This is a genomic window from Leptospira kobayashii (assembly GCF_003114835.2).
Lineage (GTDB): Bacteria > Spirochaetota > Leptospiria > Leptospirales > Leptospiraceae > Leptospira_A > Leptospira_A kobayashii.
Window position 1 is genome coordinate 1,197,501 of sequence record NZ_AP025028.1, and the last position, 18,445, is coordinate 1,215,945.

An 18,445-nucleotide genomic window follows, 5' to 3' on the forward strand; every position below is an offset into this window, starting at 1 on the left:
GGGAGTATGTTTCTACTTGGTTGTATTGGGTTATGCAAAGGAAAAATTCGCGAAAGGAGGTCGCTTTTTGAAAGCTAACGCTTCCGATACGATCGTCATCGTAAGCGAAGGATTCGATTCCTCCACATTTGCGGTTCATAATGAGAAGAAAGTGTTTCATGCTACAACATATGATTCTTTTTCGGAATTATCCGGCTTATTGAAAAAGAAAGGAATCACCACCAATATTTCGTTAGTTTATCCTTCTTCCTATTTTTTCGATGAAAAAACATTCTTTACCGAAAATGTCTTAAATCAAATCCAAATACTGGATACCAAAGAATCAAAAGAAATTGTGATAAGAAACATATCCTTGAAGTGATGACAAAAATTATTTTTTCCTATCTTATCCTCTGCTTTTTGGTCTTCAGTCAATTGAAACATACACCTGCCGGTCTTGTGCAGGACAATGTTCATAAATATTTTCAAACTATGGACTATGTACAATCAGGGGGTGAGGACTTTTCCATTCACAATCATGATTATAAATTGGATCCGAAAAATCAATTCGGTATCTTCAGTGTTCCGTTTGCCTATTTGATTCAAAATAAAATCTATATGACTTTTCCCTGGCTGTGGGTTTATTTGAATGCTCCCGTTTTAAAATTATTCGGGTTTTTCGGGATCTATTTCATTGCCGGAATGGCAGGCCTATTATCGATTTTTTCTTTGAAGTCACTTCTTTCTCATTTTACCGAGAACCTAAGTTTGATTCGAAATACATTGTATTTTTATATATTTTGTTCTTCGTTGGTTATCTATTCGGTTTGGTTTTACGAAGGAACACTCTGTAGCCTTTGTCTGTTTTGGTTTTTGGATTCCGAATTGAAAAGAAAGACGGAAGATTCTTACGTTCATTCTGCTTTAAAATCTTCGGTAAGTTTGATTCTTCTTTCGATTTTGGTTTTACTCAGGACGGAAGTGTTTTTTCTTGCGGTTCTTATTTACTTTGCCGCGATCTTTGATTCTTTTTCGAATTTGAAAAAGAAGTTGGGTTACCTTGTCTTTTATGTTATGGTTCCGGGTTTTGTATTTTTATATTCGAATCATTTGATTTGGAACAATCCGCAAGGTTTGCGATTTCTCGCTACTCATTCCTTTACTTTTTACGAAAGGTTGGGTCGTGTTTTCGAATATTTCTTTTTTGAAAAGTACTGTATGTTGTTTTATCTTCCTACTTTTTTTCTTACCTTTTTTCTATTCAAAGATGTAAAGAATTTGAGAAAGGAAATATTCTTTCGTGTTTATCTGGCTTGTTTGGTATTTATGGTAGTGATTCCTCTTGTTTCCCCACAACAACAAGGTAGCGATATTATGCCGCGATTTTATTTCCCCATCGTACCTCTTTTGGCATTCTTTGTTTTTTATACAATCGACAGATACATTCCCGATCGTAAAAAACTGATTCACTCGTTCGTATTCCTGCAATCGGGAATTTATCTTGCGATCACAATGATCGTTCTTATTTTTACGAGCAAAAGAATGGATCGTGTTTACAGGGAAATTTCACCTTACATTGGTGAAACGAATGCGGTTTCCAATGAATTTATAGGACATTTGGTTCAAAACGCAGAGATTCGAAATGTTTATCAGGGAGAAGGCCAGTTTCAATTGAAGAGAATGACGAAGTTACTTTCCCAAAACGGGAAAACATCTTTTCATCTTTTTATCTGGGAGCCTAGCTATTATGAATACTATCATAAATATCTGAATGCAAATTATGAAAAGATAGCAAAAGTAGAGGATATTTATATCTATCGTTATAAGGGGAATGCTACAAACAGGAAATAGAAACAATTCCACTTCCTGTTTTTGCAAACGACTTAGCTTCCGATTCGGGATTCTAAAAACCTGCCGTATCCTTTTTCTTTGCCGAGGCCCGCGCTTGGTTTTCCTTCTTCAAAGGCGAGTTTTCCATTCACAAACACTTGTTTTACGGTGGCATCGTTTCTCCTCACCCAACGTTTGAAATCCCCCATAAAAGGCATGGGAGCTTCCACGTCCAATGCGAGTGAGTCGTCTAGCTTGTTCGGATCGATCAAAACCAGGTCGGCACGTTTCCCTTTTCGAATATAGCCCGCATCAATTCCGAACCAATCTGCAATTTCTCCCGTTAGACGATGTACTGCGGTTTCCATATTCATAAAGGGATCTTTTTCTTTTTCGGCATCCTTTACCAATTTCATCATTCGCAACGGGAAATTGTAATGAGCCATTCCCCGCAAATGGGCTCCTGCATCGGAAAAGCCTATGAGAATATCCGGGTGAGAAACGATTTTGCGAAGAGGCTCCGTTCTATGGTTCGCCATCACCGTATACCAGCGGATGGAATTTCCATACTCAGCGACCAAATCAAGGAATGCGTTTACGGAATGAACTCCTTTTTCTTTGGCAACTTGTTCTATCGACTTTCCAAGTAAATCAGGGTTAGGTGACTCTACGATTTTTGTTTCTCTGAAATCTCTGTGAAATACTCTGGGCAAAAACCAATTGGTCCACTGTCTTTTGAACCAAGATCTGTATTTTGGATCTTTCATCAATTTTTTACGTTCGAGTTCGTCTTCTATGTGATTTGCGGCTGCACCTGCGCCAAACTCTTCAAATACGACTACATCCATTCCATCCGCGTACAAATCGAACGGTTCCGGCAGAGACTGGTAACGAAAATCCGCATTGAAAAATTTATTCGTTATTCTTCCGATGAGTCCCAATAATTTGTAAAGACCCGGATCGTATTTTACATCCATCATGGAGATGATGGTTGTTTTGAGAGGTTTCGCAAAAACTCCGAAGGCTTCCCATAAAAACAAAAGCAAATTGATCTTGGTGGAAACATTTGGAACTCCTTGAAAAATTTTCCCGCGTTTGCGGAGAGTTCGATTTAAAAATTTATATTCACTCCATGGTGCGAAAGTGGAAGGTAAGGGGCGGGAACGGAATCTGCTTCCGTCCATCTTGTCCCAGACAAGAGTGTTGATGGACATCCCCATAAAACCTTCGTTCAACGCTTCTTCGAGATGATCATTCATTCGATTTAGTTCTTCTTTGGTCGCTCTTTCTCCTTTGGTAAGAGAACGTTCCAATCCCATCACATGGGCACGGATCGCAGAATGTCCTGCAAAGGAAGTCACATTCGGGCCTAAGGGAAGATCGTTTAAGTGTTGTTTGTATTCTTTCGCGGAATTCCAATTTTTTCCTTTTTCCAAAATTTCCAATACATTCTTGCGAGGGATAGCTTCCACCCGGCTAAACATATCCGCAAGGTCCACAGGGTCTCCTAGGGCTAAACTTAAAGAACAACTTCCTAAAGAAATAGTCGTGACTCCATGACGGAGTGATTCGGAAAGATCGGGAGAAACTTCTATCTCCGCATCATAGTGAGTATGAAAATCGATAAAGCCCGGAGTGAGCCAAAGACCTGTGGCATCGATTGTTTTTTCGCCGGGAAGAGGAGAGAGAGAGCCGGAAGAAAGATCTTCGACCTTGCCATCTCGAATCCGTAGGTCTCCCACAAAGGAAGGGTTTTTGCTTCCATCAAAAATACGGGCATTGCGGATTAGGATCGATGACATACTGGGCCTCCAAAGAACCTTAAAAGTATGGCAGAATGTCATACTTTTGTCAATCTGCAATCAAGAATTTTGTTCGTTTTTAATATAGAATTTTCCGAACGGAATGGTTGTGGCGATCAGAGAAAAAAAGAAAGTTTCCATCCGTTGTAATGGACGTGTCGCAGTTGGAAGCGTTACAAAACCCGCTGGTCCCGGGAGTTCCTATCGTTCCATCGAGAAGTCCGGCGCTTTGAGGAGTCGCGATCGTAGTGATACCATAGGGCGCAGAGAGAGACATCTTACGAAAGCTTTTTCCAGCCCCTTCCAAAAGGTAAAGAAAACTTCCATCCATCGTTAGTCCATAGGGAGAATTCAAACTGGCGAAAGTGCCCGTGGAATGATCCGAGTTCCCGCTAACGCCTGTTCCTGCCACAACAGACTGTAAGGAAGAAGTCAGATTGTATTTTAGAATGGTATGATTTCCTGAGTTGGCAATATAGAGATCGTTTCCGTCGGTAGTGATTCCGTTGGCATTGTTCATTCCTGTTACGGAAAGAGAAGAAGTAACTCCGGTCGCAATTATGATTTTCTTAATCTTATTGTTGGCACGATCCGTTACGAATAAATTGATACCGTCTGTTGTCAGATAGGTGGGAGTGTTAAGTCGAGAGGTTCCTATTCCCCCGTCCACATCGCCTGAAACTCCGGCAGATCCTGCCATCAGTGTAATAGTTCCCGTGCTAATATTTATCTTATTTACAATATGATTATTATAACTGGTAACATATACGTTTACTCCGTCGGTTGCTATTCCATGCGGGCCGGGGCTTGCCGCAAGCGTAGTCACCGAATTATCGCCTAAATTATGTTTGCGGACCAGGTTGTTCATGAGGTCCGCTAAAAATAAATTTTGACCGTCCGTTGCGATTGCTATCGGATTATTGAAGTGGGCTGTCGCTCCGATTCCATTATTGGATCCGGAAGTTCCGTCTCCACTTAAAGTCACCAGAGATGCGAAACTTTGATTGAGTGTGGGAGGGTTGGGTGTGGAAAACAAAGTTCCGTTGAATACGAATCCTCCTACGCAATCGAAAGTTACTACCACATGAGCACTTGCCAAATTTCCGAATGGGGAACCTTCTACGGAACAAACTTGGGCACTTGGTTGTGTGAGCACGGAAACGGAATAAGCGGATAAATCCGTAAGGGCGGTTGCAAAATTATTATATCCGGAACTGCTCAAGTTTAAGGTTTCGGAACCGTTGTTTTTTAAAATCAGGTTTCCGTTTAAGTTTTTAATGAACACTCTTACGAAATAAGATCCGGGTATATCGATATTTTTATTTGTGACTCCAACGGTTACGGTGCTTAATGTTTTGAAGGATGGATCTTCCGTCGATGCGGAAACGGAAATCGTATAACTGGTATCAGTCTGAACGCCTACCGTTCCGCGCGCTCCTTCTATCGTTACCGATTGTGGGACGGTTCCTGTCGTAGAAGAAAATTCCAAATAAGGTTTGTTACATGGCGTATTTGCGGAGAACACCGGAGCGGATTCTATGATCGTTCCTCCCCCTGCGGTATCACTGCTTTCCAGACAGAGGTAAACGGTTTTTTCCGGATTTTTGGAAAGTGCAACGGTAAAACTTGCTCTAACCCCGAATTCATTTGTATTGCCACCGATAGCACTTACTACCAGACTCACCGCCGTTGCGGAGGACGAAGAATTGACAGTGGAAAGAAGTGCTAGTACTCCTGGAGTCGGTTTCACATTACAAAAGGAAACAAAACCTAGGAGTATTAAGTACAAAAAGCGCTTCACAATCTTTTTAACAAAGAAGGAAGCTCGGATTCTCTAGTTTCTTTCTTCTGCCATGGAAATAAGTTCTTTCCCGCCGATTTCCCGGTTTCCCTCTCTGCTGGAAACTTCCTTGGCTTTATGGAAAAGGATTTGAATTTCTGCATCCGAATACGATCTCCCTTCACTCTCCAAGATATGACGGATCGCTTTGGTTCCTGACTGATTCGTGAAAGAAATTTTTTCTCCGTCGGTTCGTCCCACAAATTCCGGTGAAAAACTACGATAGGCACCTTTTTTTTGCCCTAAGGTTTTGGTAACTCCGTCCTGGTGGATTCCGCTTCTATGGGAAAAAATATCTTCTCCTATGATAGGGGTTTTTTCTCCGATAGGGATCCCGGTCATTTCGGAAATTTTTTTGGCAGTAGGATAGATTCGATCAAAATGGATTCCAGATTCTTCTCCGTTTTGGTAAAGTGCAACTGCCGTTTCATAAAAATTCGTATTTCCAGCTCTCTCACCTAATCCATTTAAGGCGACTTCTATTTGAGTGGCACCCGCATAAAAACTTTCCACGGAAGTCGCTGTTGCCATTCCCATATCGTTGTGAGTGTGCACGGAAACTTTGATATGATCCGGAGTCACTGCCTTGATTTCTCTAACCATCTCCACAAAAAGAAAAGGCCTGTATCTTTCTACCGTATTGGGAAGATTGATGATATTGGCACCGGCTTCGATGGAGGTTCGAAACGCTTTTTTTGCAAAATCCATCCCTTCTCTCGCATCTCCGAAATGTTCGCCGGAAAATTGTATGCTGACATCTTTACCCGCAATTTTTCTGGCAAACGAAACGGAATTGTATATTTTTTCCAAAACCTGATCATAACTGATCTTTAATACCTGTTCAATGGCAAAAGGGCTCACCGGGTAAACTATATGCAATCTGGGAGTTTTTGCATTTTGGATGGCTTCCCATGTGATTTGGATTTCTTTTTCATTTGCACGTGTTAGTGCCGCAATCGTCACGGATTCGGGAGCTCTGGCGGAAAGTATCTTGGTCGCTTCGAACTCCATAGAATTGGAAGAAGGAAAACCTACTTCGATTCCCGGGACATTTAAATCAACTAACAAATCAAATACGATTTGTTTTTCTTCAATGGTCCAGGGCTTTTTTAAAGCTTGGTTTCCGTCTCTTAATGTAACGTCTTGGATCCAAACGGTTCTATTTTGATGGTTCATTTTTTCCTCACTTCCTTTGACCCGGACCCGTCGGAGAGGAGGATTTTATCAGCTGGCGCTAATAAAAAAGCCCACGACCCCGAAGGGAGTGGGCTTGTATGCAAACCTCTGTCTCCCTCGAACTAGAGTAGTTCGAGGAGGAGGAGAGAAAATTGCATGTATGCAAAAGATTTCATATCTATTTCTATAGACGGATCAAACTCCGCATTCAGTCAAGATTTTTTTATAAAAACTTTCCTGTTTAATTCTTTTCTTTCTGCACCAAACGGAATTTGGTGAGGTTATGGCAGAACCAGTACTACTTTCGATTCTTTTTGCAGACCGGGTCATTACGGAAAATAATAATAAAAAAGGAATCATCGGTACTTTCGACCGGTTCATGTCCCCCAGTTTTCCTGTGATTTTTCCTCCTTGGGGAATTTACGTTGCGATTACCAACTTGATTGGAAAACATCAGTTTGTTTTGACCCTCACTGTCATTGATACGGATCAGGTTGTCTTACCGATCGAAGGAGAGTTTGAAAGTGCGGGAATCGATGGAGTTGTGGAACTGACTCTTAATTTGAATGGAGTTTCTTTTCCAGAAGCAGGGCGTTATAATCTTTCCGTGCATGTGGACGGGGAACTCATCGGAAGCAGAGTTTTGAAAGTGGACTTACTGGAACAAACGGGAGTTTGACGGTCTTTAGGGAATTGCAGTTTTTATTAATCACTATTTGCAGAATTGAAAAATATGTTTACGAATCAAAATGGGATCGCTTACCTGACTTTCGGAAATCCGAAAAACCAATCTTTGGTGCTCGTTCATGCGGCGGGTACGGATTCGTCGATTTGGGATTATCAAACGGAGAGTTTATCCAACCGGTTTTATGTGATCACTTATGATCTACGCGGTCATGGAAATTCGAAAAGTTCAACAGTCGCCGATTTAAATACTCATTCCGAAGATTTGAAAAACCTAATCATCGGTTTGAATCTTAATACCCCGATCCTTTGCGGACTATCTTTGGGAGGAGTGATCGCTCAAAAATACGCTGAAACAAATCCTGTTTCCCGTCTTATTTTGGTAGGATCTCCTGCATATTCGATCGGAGGTAAAATCAAGCTGATTGCAAATTTAAAAAAAATAGTTTCGGTAACAATCGTAAGGTGGTTTTGGCCGGGATCCGTTCGGATCATCATGGATTTGTTTTTCCGCAACCTGGATTTTGAGAGAAAAAGCTATGCAATTGATCTTACTATCAGGAACGGGTTGAAGACTTTTTTGGAAGAAATAGAAATCCTATTCGATTTTGCCGGAGCGGATTTATCCAACATTAAAAATATCACAATTCTACTTGGAGAAAAAGAAGATCGTCGGGTATTCGAACACTCTTGGTTTTTACAGCAAAAATTCAATGCAAAACAAATAATCATTCCCGGATGTTATCATGTTCCCAATTGGGAAAATCCGGCCGAGTTCAATCGAATTCTTTCTGAGTGTTTATAGGCCACCAATCGGTTTGTAGTCAGAATGGATCCGTTGATATGAATCTATGTTACAAGTTGGAACAATCGACTATCCTGAAAATGATCTATAATGATATCGGCGGGAGATAGATCCTGATTTCCTGAAGTGGGATTTCTGTAGCCTATACAAAACATCTGCGCCGCTTTTGCAGCCAAGACTCCGTTTTTACTATCTTCAATGACAATACATTCGCCGGGGGCTCTACCAAAGTGACGGGAAACCATTTGAAAGATATCAGGCTCAGGTTTGCCTTTGGTTACTTGTTCCCCGCTGACAATCAAATCAAAATAAACTTCCATACCAAGTTTGGAAAGAATCAGATCTATATTTTTTCGTAAGCCGGAAGAGGCGATAGCGAGGGTGTTTCCGTTTTCTTTTAGAAATTGAAGATAGGTAATGATATGTTTTGACGGAATTAGATTTTCTTTTTTCAGCATTTCATACTTTAATTCTTTTTCCATCTCTTTCAATTCATCTACCGTCTGCGGTAAATCGAATTTTTCCCTGATGTATTTCCACATTGTCGTTGCCGAGATTCCAACGAATGTTAGGTGCTCTTCCCTGCTTATCTCGGCTCCTAACTCCTTGAAAAACTTCCGGTTCATGTCCAGGTAAAGTTTCTCACTATCCAATAGAACTCCATCCATATCGAAAATGACTAGTTTTTTCATCGATATTGTTTCGCCCGATTGTATCTACTTTTTCTATCGATTCAATAACGCAATCAGTAAGCTTACCGTTCCGATGAAAATACAAAGCGGAGTGAAAAACTTTTTGTCCTGTTTTGCAAAATCAGTATCTTTGACTTTTCTGAAAAGACCCACATAACGGAATTCCCCGATGGCACGTAGATAAAATATAGCTGTGATTCCCAGATCCGCATAATGGATATAATCTCGGGAAATGTATTCATCAAAAATTCCCAAGTTCCCTAAAGTTACTAGTGCAAATAAAAATAGTCCGGCTGCTACGATGACGGTGGCAAAAACGCCCGGCAAAAAAAGTTTTTCGCCTTTAAAATTTGCAGGAATAGCGGAATGGCTTCCCCATTTCCCGCCTAATGCCCAGTAAATATGAATTCCTGAAATTGCGAAAAAGATAAGTGAATTTACCAACACTAAAATTGCGATCATGTCTCAAAGTCATCGTTTTTCTAACGATCGTCAATTCTTATCCAACCTCGAATTGTAAGGAAAGCCCTTGAAAAAGGGAAATTATTTTCCTATTCTTCACCATGCCTTTCTCCAATCTGGAACCTAAGACGAAGGTTACCCTTGCAAAAAAAAATAGAAACATTCTCGGATCTTTCCTTAAGCCCTCCTATCCAAAAGGCTGTGAAAGAATCAGGTTATACCCAACCAACTCCGATCCAAATTCAAACCATACCCCTACTTTTAGATGGACACGACCTCTTAGGTTGTGCACAAACCGGAACGGGAAAAACCGCCGCGTTTGCTTTGCCCATTTTACATCGATTGACATCGGAAAATAGAAAAACAGTCCCGAAACAACCTAGAACTTTGGTGTTAGTTCCTACGCGCGAGCTTGCGGTTCAGGTTCATGATAGTTTCAAAACTTACGGAAAATATCTTCCTATCAAAACAGCTGTTATATTCGGAGGAGTAGGCCAAAGCCCCCAGGTAAAATCCATTGCGGCGGGAGTCGACGTACTTGTCGCAACTCCGGGACGTTTGGTTGATTTGATCGATCAAAGATATATTTCCCTCGCGGGAATCGAAGTATTCGTGTTAGATGAAGCTGATAGAATGTTGGATATGGGATTTATTCATGCCATCCGCAAAATTTTGACTCTTCTTCCGAAAAAACGTCACAATTTGTTTTTTTCCGCAACCATGCCTTCGGATATTGAAAAATTAGCGGCATCCATGCTTGTAAATCCGGTTCGCGTGGAAGTAACTCCCGCTTCATCAACTGTAGAGCTTATCAAACAATCCGTGATGTATGTGGATCGGGATGCTAAAAAGGATTTATTACTTAAACTTTTTAAAGACAAAGCGTTGAAGCGTGTTATTGTTTTTACGAAAACAAAACATGGCGCGAATAAAGTTGCCGAATTGTTAAGCAAAAGCGGAGTCGCCGTCGATGTGATTCACGGAAATAAATCCCAAACAGCGCGCCAACGCGCATTGGAAGATTTCCGTACTGGGAAAAACCGTGCTTTGGTAGCGACTGATCTTGCCGCCAGAGGAATTGATATTGATGACATCACTCATGTGATCAATTATGAAATTCCTTATGTTCCCGAAACTTATGTACATCGAATCGGTAGAACCGCTCGTGCAGGTGCGCAAGGAATTGCGATTTCCATTTGCGAAGCCGATGAACGCTCGTTAATTAAAGATATAGAGAAAGTAATCGGAGTGAAAATTCCGGTAGATAAGGATCATGGTTTTCATTCTCAGAAAGTGGAAGACCATACGGGAAAAGCTCCTAAGGAACACGGATCCGGCCAGTTCAAACAACGTAGAGGCGGTGGTGGCGCTCCTCCTTCCCGAGGCGGTTCCTCCGCGAGTTATAAAAAACGTCCTCCTTCCAAAAAACAAGGCAGAAGCCGATAGTAGGAATTTGTAAAATATGAATCATATCTTTTCCGATAGAATCTCTGATGTCCCGAAATCATTTCTTCGGGAAATTTTAAAGACAACCGTCAATGAAGATGTGATTTCCTTTGCGGGAGGATTGCCCAACAGGGATCTGTTTCCGATCGAAGAAATTAAAAAAGCTTCCGTCAAAGTTTTGGATGAGTTTGGCGGAGATGCTTTGCAATACAGCACCTCGGAAGGTTATCTGGAACTTCGTAAATGGATTAGCAACCGTTATGCATCAAAAATGGGACTTTCCGTAAATCCGGACAATATTCTCATCACAACAGGCTCCCAACAAGGTTTGGATCTGATCGGCAAAACGTTGATCAACGAATCCGAGCATGTTGCCATCGAAGAGCCCGGTTATTTGGGCGCCATTCAGGCTTTTTCCCTCTATCGTCCCCGGTTTTTAGCGATTCCTTTGCATTTTGACGGATTGGATCTGGAAACTCTCAGGTCGACATTTCAAAGTTATACGGTCAAATTGATCTATGGAGTTCCTAATTTTCAAAACCCTTCCGGACTTTCTCATTCCGATGAAAACCGCGACGAAGTGGCAAAGATCGTCTCAAATTCAAAAACCATTCTGGTAGAAGACGATCCTTACGGAGAATTGCAATTTCAGGGAGAAAAACGACGTAGTTATTTTTCCAGAATCCCCGACCAAACGATACTTCTGGGATCATTTTCCAAAATATTCGCTCCTTCTCTCAGGATCGGATGGATGGTGGCACCGGATCGTTTGATGGAAAAACTGATCATCGCAAAACAAGCATCTGACTTGCACACGAATTATTTCGGGCAAAGGATTTTGTTTCAGTATTTATTGGATAACGACTTGGATCTTCATATAACAAAAATTAGAGAAAAATATTTGAAGCAGAAAGACGCCATGGTCTCCGCGATAGAAAAGTATTTCCCGAAAGAAATTAAATATTCGAATCCAGACGGAGGAATGTTTTTATGGGCGATTTTGCCCGAACAAATATCCTCACGGGCGGTATTTGATTTGGCAATCAAGGAAAAGGTAGCATTTGTTCCGGGAGATCCTTTTTACATTAACAGAACCAATGCGAATACCATGCGACTTAATTTTTCATGCGTGGATGAAGAAACGATTGAAACGGGAATCGAGAGGCTTGGCAAAATCATTTCCGATTTTATACGTTAAAAACGAGAGTTTTAGCTTTACTCTTTCCGCTCCTTCCCGGCATTTAGGGAATTGTTATTTGTTTTAGTAGAAGATGACAAACAAAAGAGCCTTTATTCCTCCCGAGCTAGCTCACGAACTTGTAAAAAACATCCGACTCCTTGCCTTATCCGGCAAAAAGAATTTTCGACAATATCTTTATGACCCGTTAGTTTATGCCGGTTGGGAAAGAGATAAAGCACATCTCGCCGCATCCACGGGAAAGTTGATGGACAAGATCCAGGAAGATTCCGCAGATCCGGCTTACCAACATGCGATCGCACTTCATTGCAAAAGACTGATCTCTCAAGGATTGACGGAAGGATTTTCCGCATTGGGAGATTCTTGTATTTTCTTTTTGGATAAAATGCAGGAAGAACCGAATTTGGCCGCGTCGAACGAAGCCACCGAGTTTGTGTTAGCCGTAGAGAAACCTTTGAAGGAATTTGCAAAAATCACTAGCGACACAAACGAGAAAAAATTCGAAGAGTCCGTTCAGAATCTTTCTGTTGATGAGATGAAATCCGCATTCGATCCGGTTCGATTGGACGGAACGCGTAAGAAAGTTTATCTGGAAACGGAACTACATACTTTGTATCAGCAAGTTCTTGTAGCAACCAAGTCGAACAATTTGGCAAAATGTAAAAAATTATTATCCCGTTATATCATTACTTATAACGAATCTGAAAATTATAACAAATCGGAAGTGGAGACTTTGCTCATCGCATTGGATAAAAGAGAGAACGGATTCCGTCAAAATCTATGGGATTCCCTTGCGATTGAAATTTATTATTCCGTTACCCGTGGGATTATGGAAGGAAATGCCAAAAAGGCGATCCTTGGAATTCGGAAATATGCATATATATTCGAAGGTGATCCCAACGCAAAATTCTATTATGAAATAGATGCACTGGAACGAAAGTTATACGGTATTATACAGGCTAAAGATTTGATGAAGGATCTGAGGAAGGGAACGTAATGGCTAATATAAAAATTTCGGAAAAACCTGACGGTGATCGTACTGTTATGCAAGTGGCGGGTGAGATTGATGCGAAAACAGCCCCCGAATTAAAGGTCAAATTGGAACTTGCGATCGGGAACGGAGCGGTCAAGATAGTGCTGGATTTTTCTTCCCTTACTTATATTTCTTCCGCAGGGATCGGGGTATTGAATTCGATTCAAAAGTTTTTAAAAGACAAATCGGGAGAAATCATTCTTTGCGGTTTGAGTAAAGAAGTAAAGGACACGATGGATTTGATGTACTTTACGAAGAAAGTAAAAGTATTTGCAAACCTGGAAGGAGCTTTGGCGAGTTTGTAGGTTTTGCCTGTGAAACCTGATAATGAGAAAACTTATATCTTTCCGAATGATCTGGATTCTTTATCCGAAGTCAGGAAAGAGGTTCGATCGTTTTTGGGAGAAAAATGTCCCGATCTGACCAAAGGCAGGATTGTATTTTGCCTGGATGAAGTTATAACAAATGTTATAGAGCATGGATTTCCCGAACCGAAGGAATCCGAAATCCTTCTTACGATGCAAAACCGTTCCAAAGAATGGAAGTTCATCATTAATGATAAAGGGATTTCTTTTGACCCCACGAAATTAAAAAGCGAAACCTGGAAAGAATTGTACGAATCCGGCGCCGACGGTGGATTTGGGCTTCGTTCCGTTAAAAAAATCATGACAATCAAATACAAACGGTTGAAATCTCCTCCCGGAAATAAACTAACACTTATATATTCTAAGGAAGCCGATGAATAAGAAAAAAATCCTACGTACCATTTTGCCGGGAATACGAACCAAACTCAGTTTTTTCACGGCAATTCTAGTGATTTCGATTTTGGCGGTTACCACTGCAATCCATTACAATCAGCAGAAAAACGCGCTGGAAGACAAGTTGGATGCTGAACTCAAAACTCCATTGGAATATATCAATTCAGCGGTTTTGGATTTGGAAAATTTGAATCGAAGTCTGGTAATGATTGAAGAATTTAAGGTTCGGGTTCGGGAAAAGAAAAAAGAGTTAAGTAAGTTTAAGCTAACAGTTGTTAGCAAGGAAACGGGATTTTTAGGCTCTCTGAAGGCACTCGGTCAATCCATTGGATTGAATGTAAAACGAGGGAACGTATATCGTACGGTCGATACTTATTTCACCAGATACTTATCCGAAAAGGAAATCGAAGATTTTGAATCCAAAGTAAGAAACGAACTTAGAAAAGAAACCGGTGCGCCGATTGATCCGGTCACATATGAAAGAATACGCATCCTAGCCGAAAAGACAGCCGCAGGTAGGATCAGTGCGGAAAAATCCCGTTCCCGCATTCAGGAAATAGAAGAAGAATTACAATCGATCGAACCTGAACTGATTCGTGATGATTTGGATCCTAAAAAAAGAAAATTGTTGGTTTCGGAAAAAGAGAAACTTGTCAAAGAACAAAGGTTAAATGAAAAAGCGGTTCCTGAAGGAGAAAAGAAAGCGTTATATTTTGAAACCCTTTTGACAAAGGCTTTGCAGAATTTCTTTCGGGGTTCTTATAAAGACAGAATCTCCTCTTTGGGACTTATGCCGGATAAGATTCGGATTTTTGCTTATGACAGAGTAGGTAAAGAGACTTTGGATACCGGATTGCTTTTTCCTCAGTCTTCCGGTACGGGTAAAAAATTACTCACTCAGGAAAATTTCTTAAAAAGCAAAAAATCTTTGTTTGATGATAAAGATACGATCGGACTCGTTCAGGAAAAATCGAAGCCGGAAAACTACGAAGTGGGCGGTCGTCAGTATGAGGTGGTGTTTCGACCTGTATTTCGTAATCCGAATACTGCAGAAAGGGCTAGAAGAATTTATGAAATTTTTATATCGGAAGAAAATGGTTTTAAAAATTATTTGGAGGAAGATAAAAAAATCTCCGCTGATATTCGTGAAATCGCTGTTAAACTTAAGAGCCGTATAACGGATCTTAAGAAATCAGGGAAGATTAAGCCCGGCTCGGACTCGGAATTTCGTAACCTTGCGGAAAGTTATCGTAAACTGATTAAAAAAAGAGAATTCAAGTTCGAAGAGTTACAACCTAATAATTCCATCTTCGAAAAAACGGAAAAAAAGTGGAAAGAGGAATATCTTTCTTTGCAGGAGAAGGGTAAAAATACTTCAAAAGAAATTTTGGATTGGGAACAGAAATTGAAAACTCCTCCGAAAGAAGGAGAAAAAAAATTCAGCCAGGAGGAAATCCAGGATAAGATTCGAAACCTGGAAGCACTTGCGGAGGAAGTGAAAGATTCGATCGTTCGTATGGAAGTAGGTAAGGACGATTGGACCGGGTTCAAAGAACGAATATTAAACGATTCTTTTTTGGAAATTAGAAACGCCGCATTGGAAGATTTTGCATTTGTTCCGTTTAAAACGGGTCCTTCCGGACTAGTTCGTTATTATAAAGACAGTGAAGAAAGAAAAATAAACTCCGCCAAAGCGAAGTTATTTAGAGAATGGATTTTGTCGGGAAACTCGGAGACTGATTTACCGAAACCAAGAGGAAAGATTTCTTTCGCAGATTCGGGAATTTTGGTTCGAAGTAGAACGGAAGCGGAAGAAATGATGTGGGAACTGGATTCTACTCCGCTTCTTATTGCAAGTCAGGATGGTTCGGGATTGGTCTATGATCTTTTGCGAAAGGATTTACTCGGGTTTAATATCATAGTTTTGGATCGAACGGAAGGTTATCGTCAGATTAGAAACAACAGGGAGGAGTCTGTTCGTTATGCGGCGATCATAGGTGTTGTGGCAATTCTTCTCGCTTATCTACTTGCCTGGCTTTTTGTCCGTAAAATCAAAACGATCAGTAAAAAAACGGAAGAGATTGAAAGAGGAAATCTGGATGTGGAATTTCCTCCTGCCGGTTACGATGAAATCGGAATTTTGAGCGAATCTCTCAATGATATGGTTCATGGTTTAAAAGAGAGGGAAGAAATGCGGGGAGAACTTGCCGCCGCAGAAGAGATCCAGAAACGACTGTTACCCGAAAGATTGCCCACCGGATTGGAAGATAAGATCGAGCTGGCCGCATTTTATAAAGCAATGGCCGGCGTGGGTGGGGATTACTACGACTTTATCGAATTGGCGGATGGTAAGCTTGCTTTTTGTATTGGAGATGTTTCCAATCACGGAGTCGGTCCGGCCATTGTGATGGCACTTTTTCGGGCACAAATTCGATCTATCTTCAGAAGGGGAGAACGGAATTTAAAAAGAATTCTTTTGGAAGTCAATGCCAGTCTGTATGAAGACACTCCCGATCATATATTCGTTACTTTTTTTCTCGGAGTATTCGATCCTTCCAGCTCGCAAGTGGAATACGTTTCTGCGGGGCACATTAAACCCTTGTTTTACGATGCTTCTAAAAATAGAATCCACGAGTTGCCTGCAGGAGGGCTTCCTCTAGGAATGGATGAAAATTCATTTTTCGAAACAACGATCGAAAGAAGATCCCTTGTTATGGATGCCGGCGATATATTTTTCGAATATACCGATGGATTCGATGAAGCCCGTAGCCCTGACGGAAGTTTCTTCGGAAGAGAGCGGGTCGCAAAGTTGTTGTTAACTCATGGAGGTAAAGATGTTTCGGAAGTGATCGGACAAATGGTTACTGAGGCGGAATTGCATACATCACAAAACTTGAGTAAACCGGGAATGTCCGCTTTGTCAGACGATATTGCAATGATTGCGATCAAAAAGAAATGATTTTGATGGCTAGAATCGGACCTCCCTCGCGCAAAGGATCGCAGCGGAAATCCTTCGCGTAAGCGAAGATTGGAGCGGAGAGCCTGGTCGGGTAAGTCGGAGGGTTTTGTTTATCTAAGAGATCCGAGGCGCCCTAACATTTCGCTTTGAAACAATGAATGAATTTTTTGTGTTGCGGAGAGGTCGCGGCATTCTATTTTCCCCGCCCGATTTGGGTGGGGAACTACACCCGCCACCCAATGCTTTTCCTTTACCATATCACCTTCGGTTTGTAAAGTGATATCGGTTTTCCTCGTAAAAAATTTCGAAAAAGTTCGCCTTTTTGCCCTTATTTCCTGCCGGCAAACAGATGAAAGGTTCCCCAACCTAGGCTGAAAATTAGTATCCCGGTTGGAATGAGAAGTGTGAATGGAAGTGCGATTTCTCTCGTTAAGAAAATCAAAACCAGGATCGAGCCGAATAATAGAACCGATACGACCCAGTTGGGAAATTTGGGTTGGATTCCGCGGGCAGCAAATAGGAAGAGAGCGATCGTCGGTCCCAGAGTATAGGAAAAAATCGTAAGCCCTACTTCCAAGATTCCTTTTTCCAATTGAGCCCCCATAAAGAAAGGTAAGAGCGAGGAGAAAAACAAAATCACTCCGAAGATAAGAGAAAGTATTTTGGGTGTCAGATAACGATCCATTTCCCAATCGCGGGCCCAAGTGAGAGATAGTGAATTGATTGTGGAAGAAAGAGAAGACATCGCACTGGCAAGGATGGCGGAAAGAAGTAAACCTAAAAAAGGAGAAGGGATTTCTTCTACGATAAACAGGCTGAACGCTTTGTCCGGTGTTATCGTTTTGCCTTGATAAAATCCGGAGAGCAGAGTTCCTATTCCTAAAAACAATAAAAATTGGAAGAATACGAATACTCCGCTTCCTATAAGTATTTTTCGACCTTGTTTCAGGTTTTTGCTCGCGATAACCCGTTGAACAAGCATTAGGTCCGTTCCGTGTGAGCCGATAGAAATGAAGGCTCCTCCTAAAATGGCGAATATAAAATAATATGCGTTATCTCCCGTGCTAAGCCAGTTGGTATGAAAGATGTTTAATTTGCCGTTGGCAAAAGATGTTGCGATCACATCGGGAAAAGGATTTCCTCCCGCGCTCAAAAGATTCCAAAGCAGATAGAATGCGTAAAACCCACCCAATAGATATATGATGAGTTGGAGCGAGTCCGTAAATACGATCGCCCTGAATCCTCCGTAGACCGAATACAAAATCGTTGCGAATGTAAGTAAAAAGAGTGCCGCGATTCCCAGGGTGGATTCTCCGTATTCGGAGAATCCCATTTTAGTAAGTAAAAAAGCTATTGGTAGGGAAGTAACATAAAGTCTGATTCCGTCACCTAATACTCGTGAAATTGTAAAAAGTCCCGACATGGATTTTTGAGAGGATTTCCCGAATTTTTCGCCTAAGTAAGCGTAAATGGAGATCGTTTCGCCCGCATAGTATTTCGGAAGAAGCAAATAGGCTACTGCAGTTCTTCCCAGAATGTATCCGATTGCGATTTGTAAAAAGGAAAAATCTCCTTTCATGGATAATGACGGAATGGATAGAAAGGTGAGGCTGGAGGTTTCCGTTGCGACAAGAGAGAACATCAACCAGACCCAGTGGATCTCTCTTTTGGCCAGATAAAAGTCTTCTTCACTCGAACGTTTTTTCGAAAAATGAAATCCGAAATAAAATACCGCGATGAAATATACTACGATTACGGAAAAGTCTAGGAGGAAATTCATA

The 18,445-nt window shown here is 41.2% G+C and carries 16 protein-coding genes (1 of these 16 running past the window's edge); 10 read left to right on the plus strand and 6 right to left on the minus strand.

All coding sequences use genetic code 11. From position 1 onward, the window contains the following. Positions 1-361 carry the 3' portion of an LA_3751/LA_3752 family putative glycosyltransferase gene (locus DI077_RS05260; RefSeq protein ID WP_242935369.1) on the plus strand. 1,202 nt of this gene lie to the left of the window's left edge, so 361 of the gene's 1,563 nt are visible here — the last part of the coding sequence; its start codon lies off the left edge, out of view; it ends in the stop codon at positions 359-361. Next, positions 361-1,830, plus strand: coding sequence for an LA_3751/LA_3752 family putative glycosyltransferase (locus DI077_RS05265; protein ID WP_109018369.1), 1,470 nt, complete (start codon positions 361-363; stop codon positions 1,828-1,830). Before DI077_RS05260 ends, DI077_RS05265 begins: the two co-directional genes overlap by 1 nt. A gap of 32 nt (positions 1,831-1,862) precedes the next feature. Here the strand turns inward: DI077_RS05265 and DI077_RS05270 are convergent, their stop codons facing one another. The 3 genes from DI077_RS05270 to leuA2 form a co-directional block, all read right to left on the minus strand. Then, positions 1,863-3,611 carry an N-acyl-D-amino-acid deacylase family protein gene (locus DI077_RS05270; RefSeq protein ID WP_109018370.1) on the minus strand — a complete coding sequence of 583 codons (1,749 nt, stop codon included), beginning with the start codon at positions 3,609-3,611 and terminating at the stop codon, positions 1,863-1,865. 79 nt (positions 3,612-3,690) lie between these two features. Continuing rightward, entirely contained in the window at positions 3,691-5,361 is a 1,671-nt protein-coding gene (locus DI077_RS05275) for an NHL repeat-containing protein (RefSeq protein WP_135354813.1), read from the minus strand. Positions 5,362-5,445: 84 nt separating this feature from the next. Beyond that, positions 5,446-6,627 (minus strand): 2-isopropylmalate synthase LeuA2, encoded by a 1,182-nt coding sequence (gene leuA2 / locus DI077_RS05280; RefSeq protein WP_109018372.1) that lies wholly within the window; start codon positions 6,625-6,627, stop codon positions 5,446-5,448. A gap of 283 nt (positions 6,628-6,910) precedes the next feature. On the opposite strand from leuA2, the gene DI077_RS05285 reads away from it, so the two are divergent. Then, positions 6,911-7,306: a DUF6941 family protein gene (locus DI077_RS05285; protein WP_109018373.1), complete on the plus strand. Its 396-nt coding sequence runs from the start codon at positions 6,911-6,913 to the stop codon at positions 7,304-7,306. Positions 7,307-7,360: 54 nt separating this feature from the next. Then, positions 7,361-8,116, plus strand: coding sequence for an alpha/beta fold hydrolase (locus DI077_RS05290; RefSeq protein ID WP_109018374.1), 756 nt, complete (start codon positions 7,361-7,363; stop codon positions 8,114-8,116). Positions 8,117-8,160: 44 nt separating this feature from the next. Here the strand turns inward: DI077_RS05290 and DI077_RS05295 are convergent, their stop codons facing one another. Further along, a complete protein-coding gene (locus DI077_RS05295) occupies positions 8,161-8,808 on the minus strand; it encodes an HAD family hydrolase (protein WP_109018375.1) in 648 nt (215 codons plus the stop codon). Between the two features lie 33 nt (positions 8,809-8,841). Next, the gene (locus tag DI077_RS05300) at positions 8,842-9,270 is read right to left on the minus strand and encodes a DUF3995 domain-containing protein (protein WP_109018376.1); all 429 of its coding nucleotides are present in this window, start codon (positions 9,268-9,270) and stop codon (positions 8,842-8,844) included. A gap of 141 nt (positions 9,271-9,411) precedes the next feature. Between DI077_RS05300 and DI077_RS05305 the strand changes: the two genes are divergently transcribed. The 6 genes from DI077_RS05305 to DI077_RS05330 all read left to right on the plus strand — a co-directional run bounded on the left by DI077_RS05305 (position 9,412) and on the right by DI077_RS05330 (position 16,664). Continuing rightward, positions 9,412-10,716, plus strand: coding sequence for a DEAD/DEAH box helicase (locus DI077_RS05305; protein ID WP_109018377.1), 1,305 nt, complete (start codon positions 9,412-9,414; stop codon positions 10,714-10,716). Between the two features lie 16 nt (positions 10,717-10,732). After that, positions 10,733-11,914 (plus strand): aminotransferase-like domain-containing protein, encoded by a 1,182-nt coding sequence (locus tag DI077_RS05310; RefSeq protein WP_109018378.1) that lies wholly within the window; start codon positions 10,733-10,735, stop codon positions 11,912-11,914. Positions 11,915-11,987: 73 nt separating this feature from the next. Beyond that, complete coding sequence (locus DI077_RS05315; RefSeq protein WP_109018379.1) at positions 11,988-12,911, plus strand: hypothetical protein; 924 nt, start codon at positions 11,988-11,990, stop codon at positions 12,909-12,911. Further along, positions 12,911-13,252, plus strand: a complete 342-nt coding sequence (locus DI077_RS05320; RefSeq protein WP_109018380.1) for an STAS domain-containing protein — start codon at positions 12,911-12,913, stop codon at positions 13,250-13,252. Before DI077_RS05315 ends, DI077_RS05320 begins: the two co-directional genes overlap by 1 nt. 9 nt (positions 13,253-13,261) lie before the next feature. Then, positions 13,262-13,693, plus strand: coding sequence for an ATP-binding protein (locus DI077_RS05325; protein ID WP_109018477.1), 432 nt, complete (start codon positions 13,262-13,264; stop codon positions 13,691-13,693). Next, complete coding sequence (locus DI077_RS05330) at positions 13,686-16,664, plus strand: SpoIIE family protein phosphatase (RefSeq protein WP_109018381.1); 2,979 nt, start codon at positions 13,686-13,688, stop codon at positions 16,662-16,664. Before DI077_RS05325 ends, DI077_RS05330 begins: the two co-directional genes overlap by 8 nt. A 328-nt stretch (positions 16,665-16,992) precedes the next feature. Here DI077_RS05330 and DI077_RS05335 read toward each other — a convergent pair whose 3' ends face one another. Then, on the minus strand, positions 16,993-18,444 hold the full coding sequence (locus tag DI077_RS05335) for a sodium:solute symporter family transporter (RefSeq protein WP_109018382.1): 1,452 nt from the start codon (positions 18,442-18,444) through the stop codon (positions 16,993-16,995). Position 18,445: the final 1 nt, after the last annotated feature.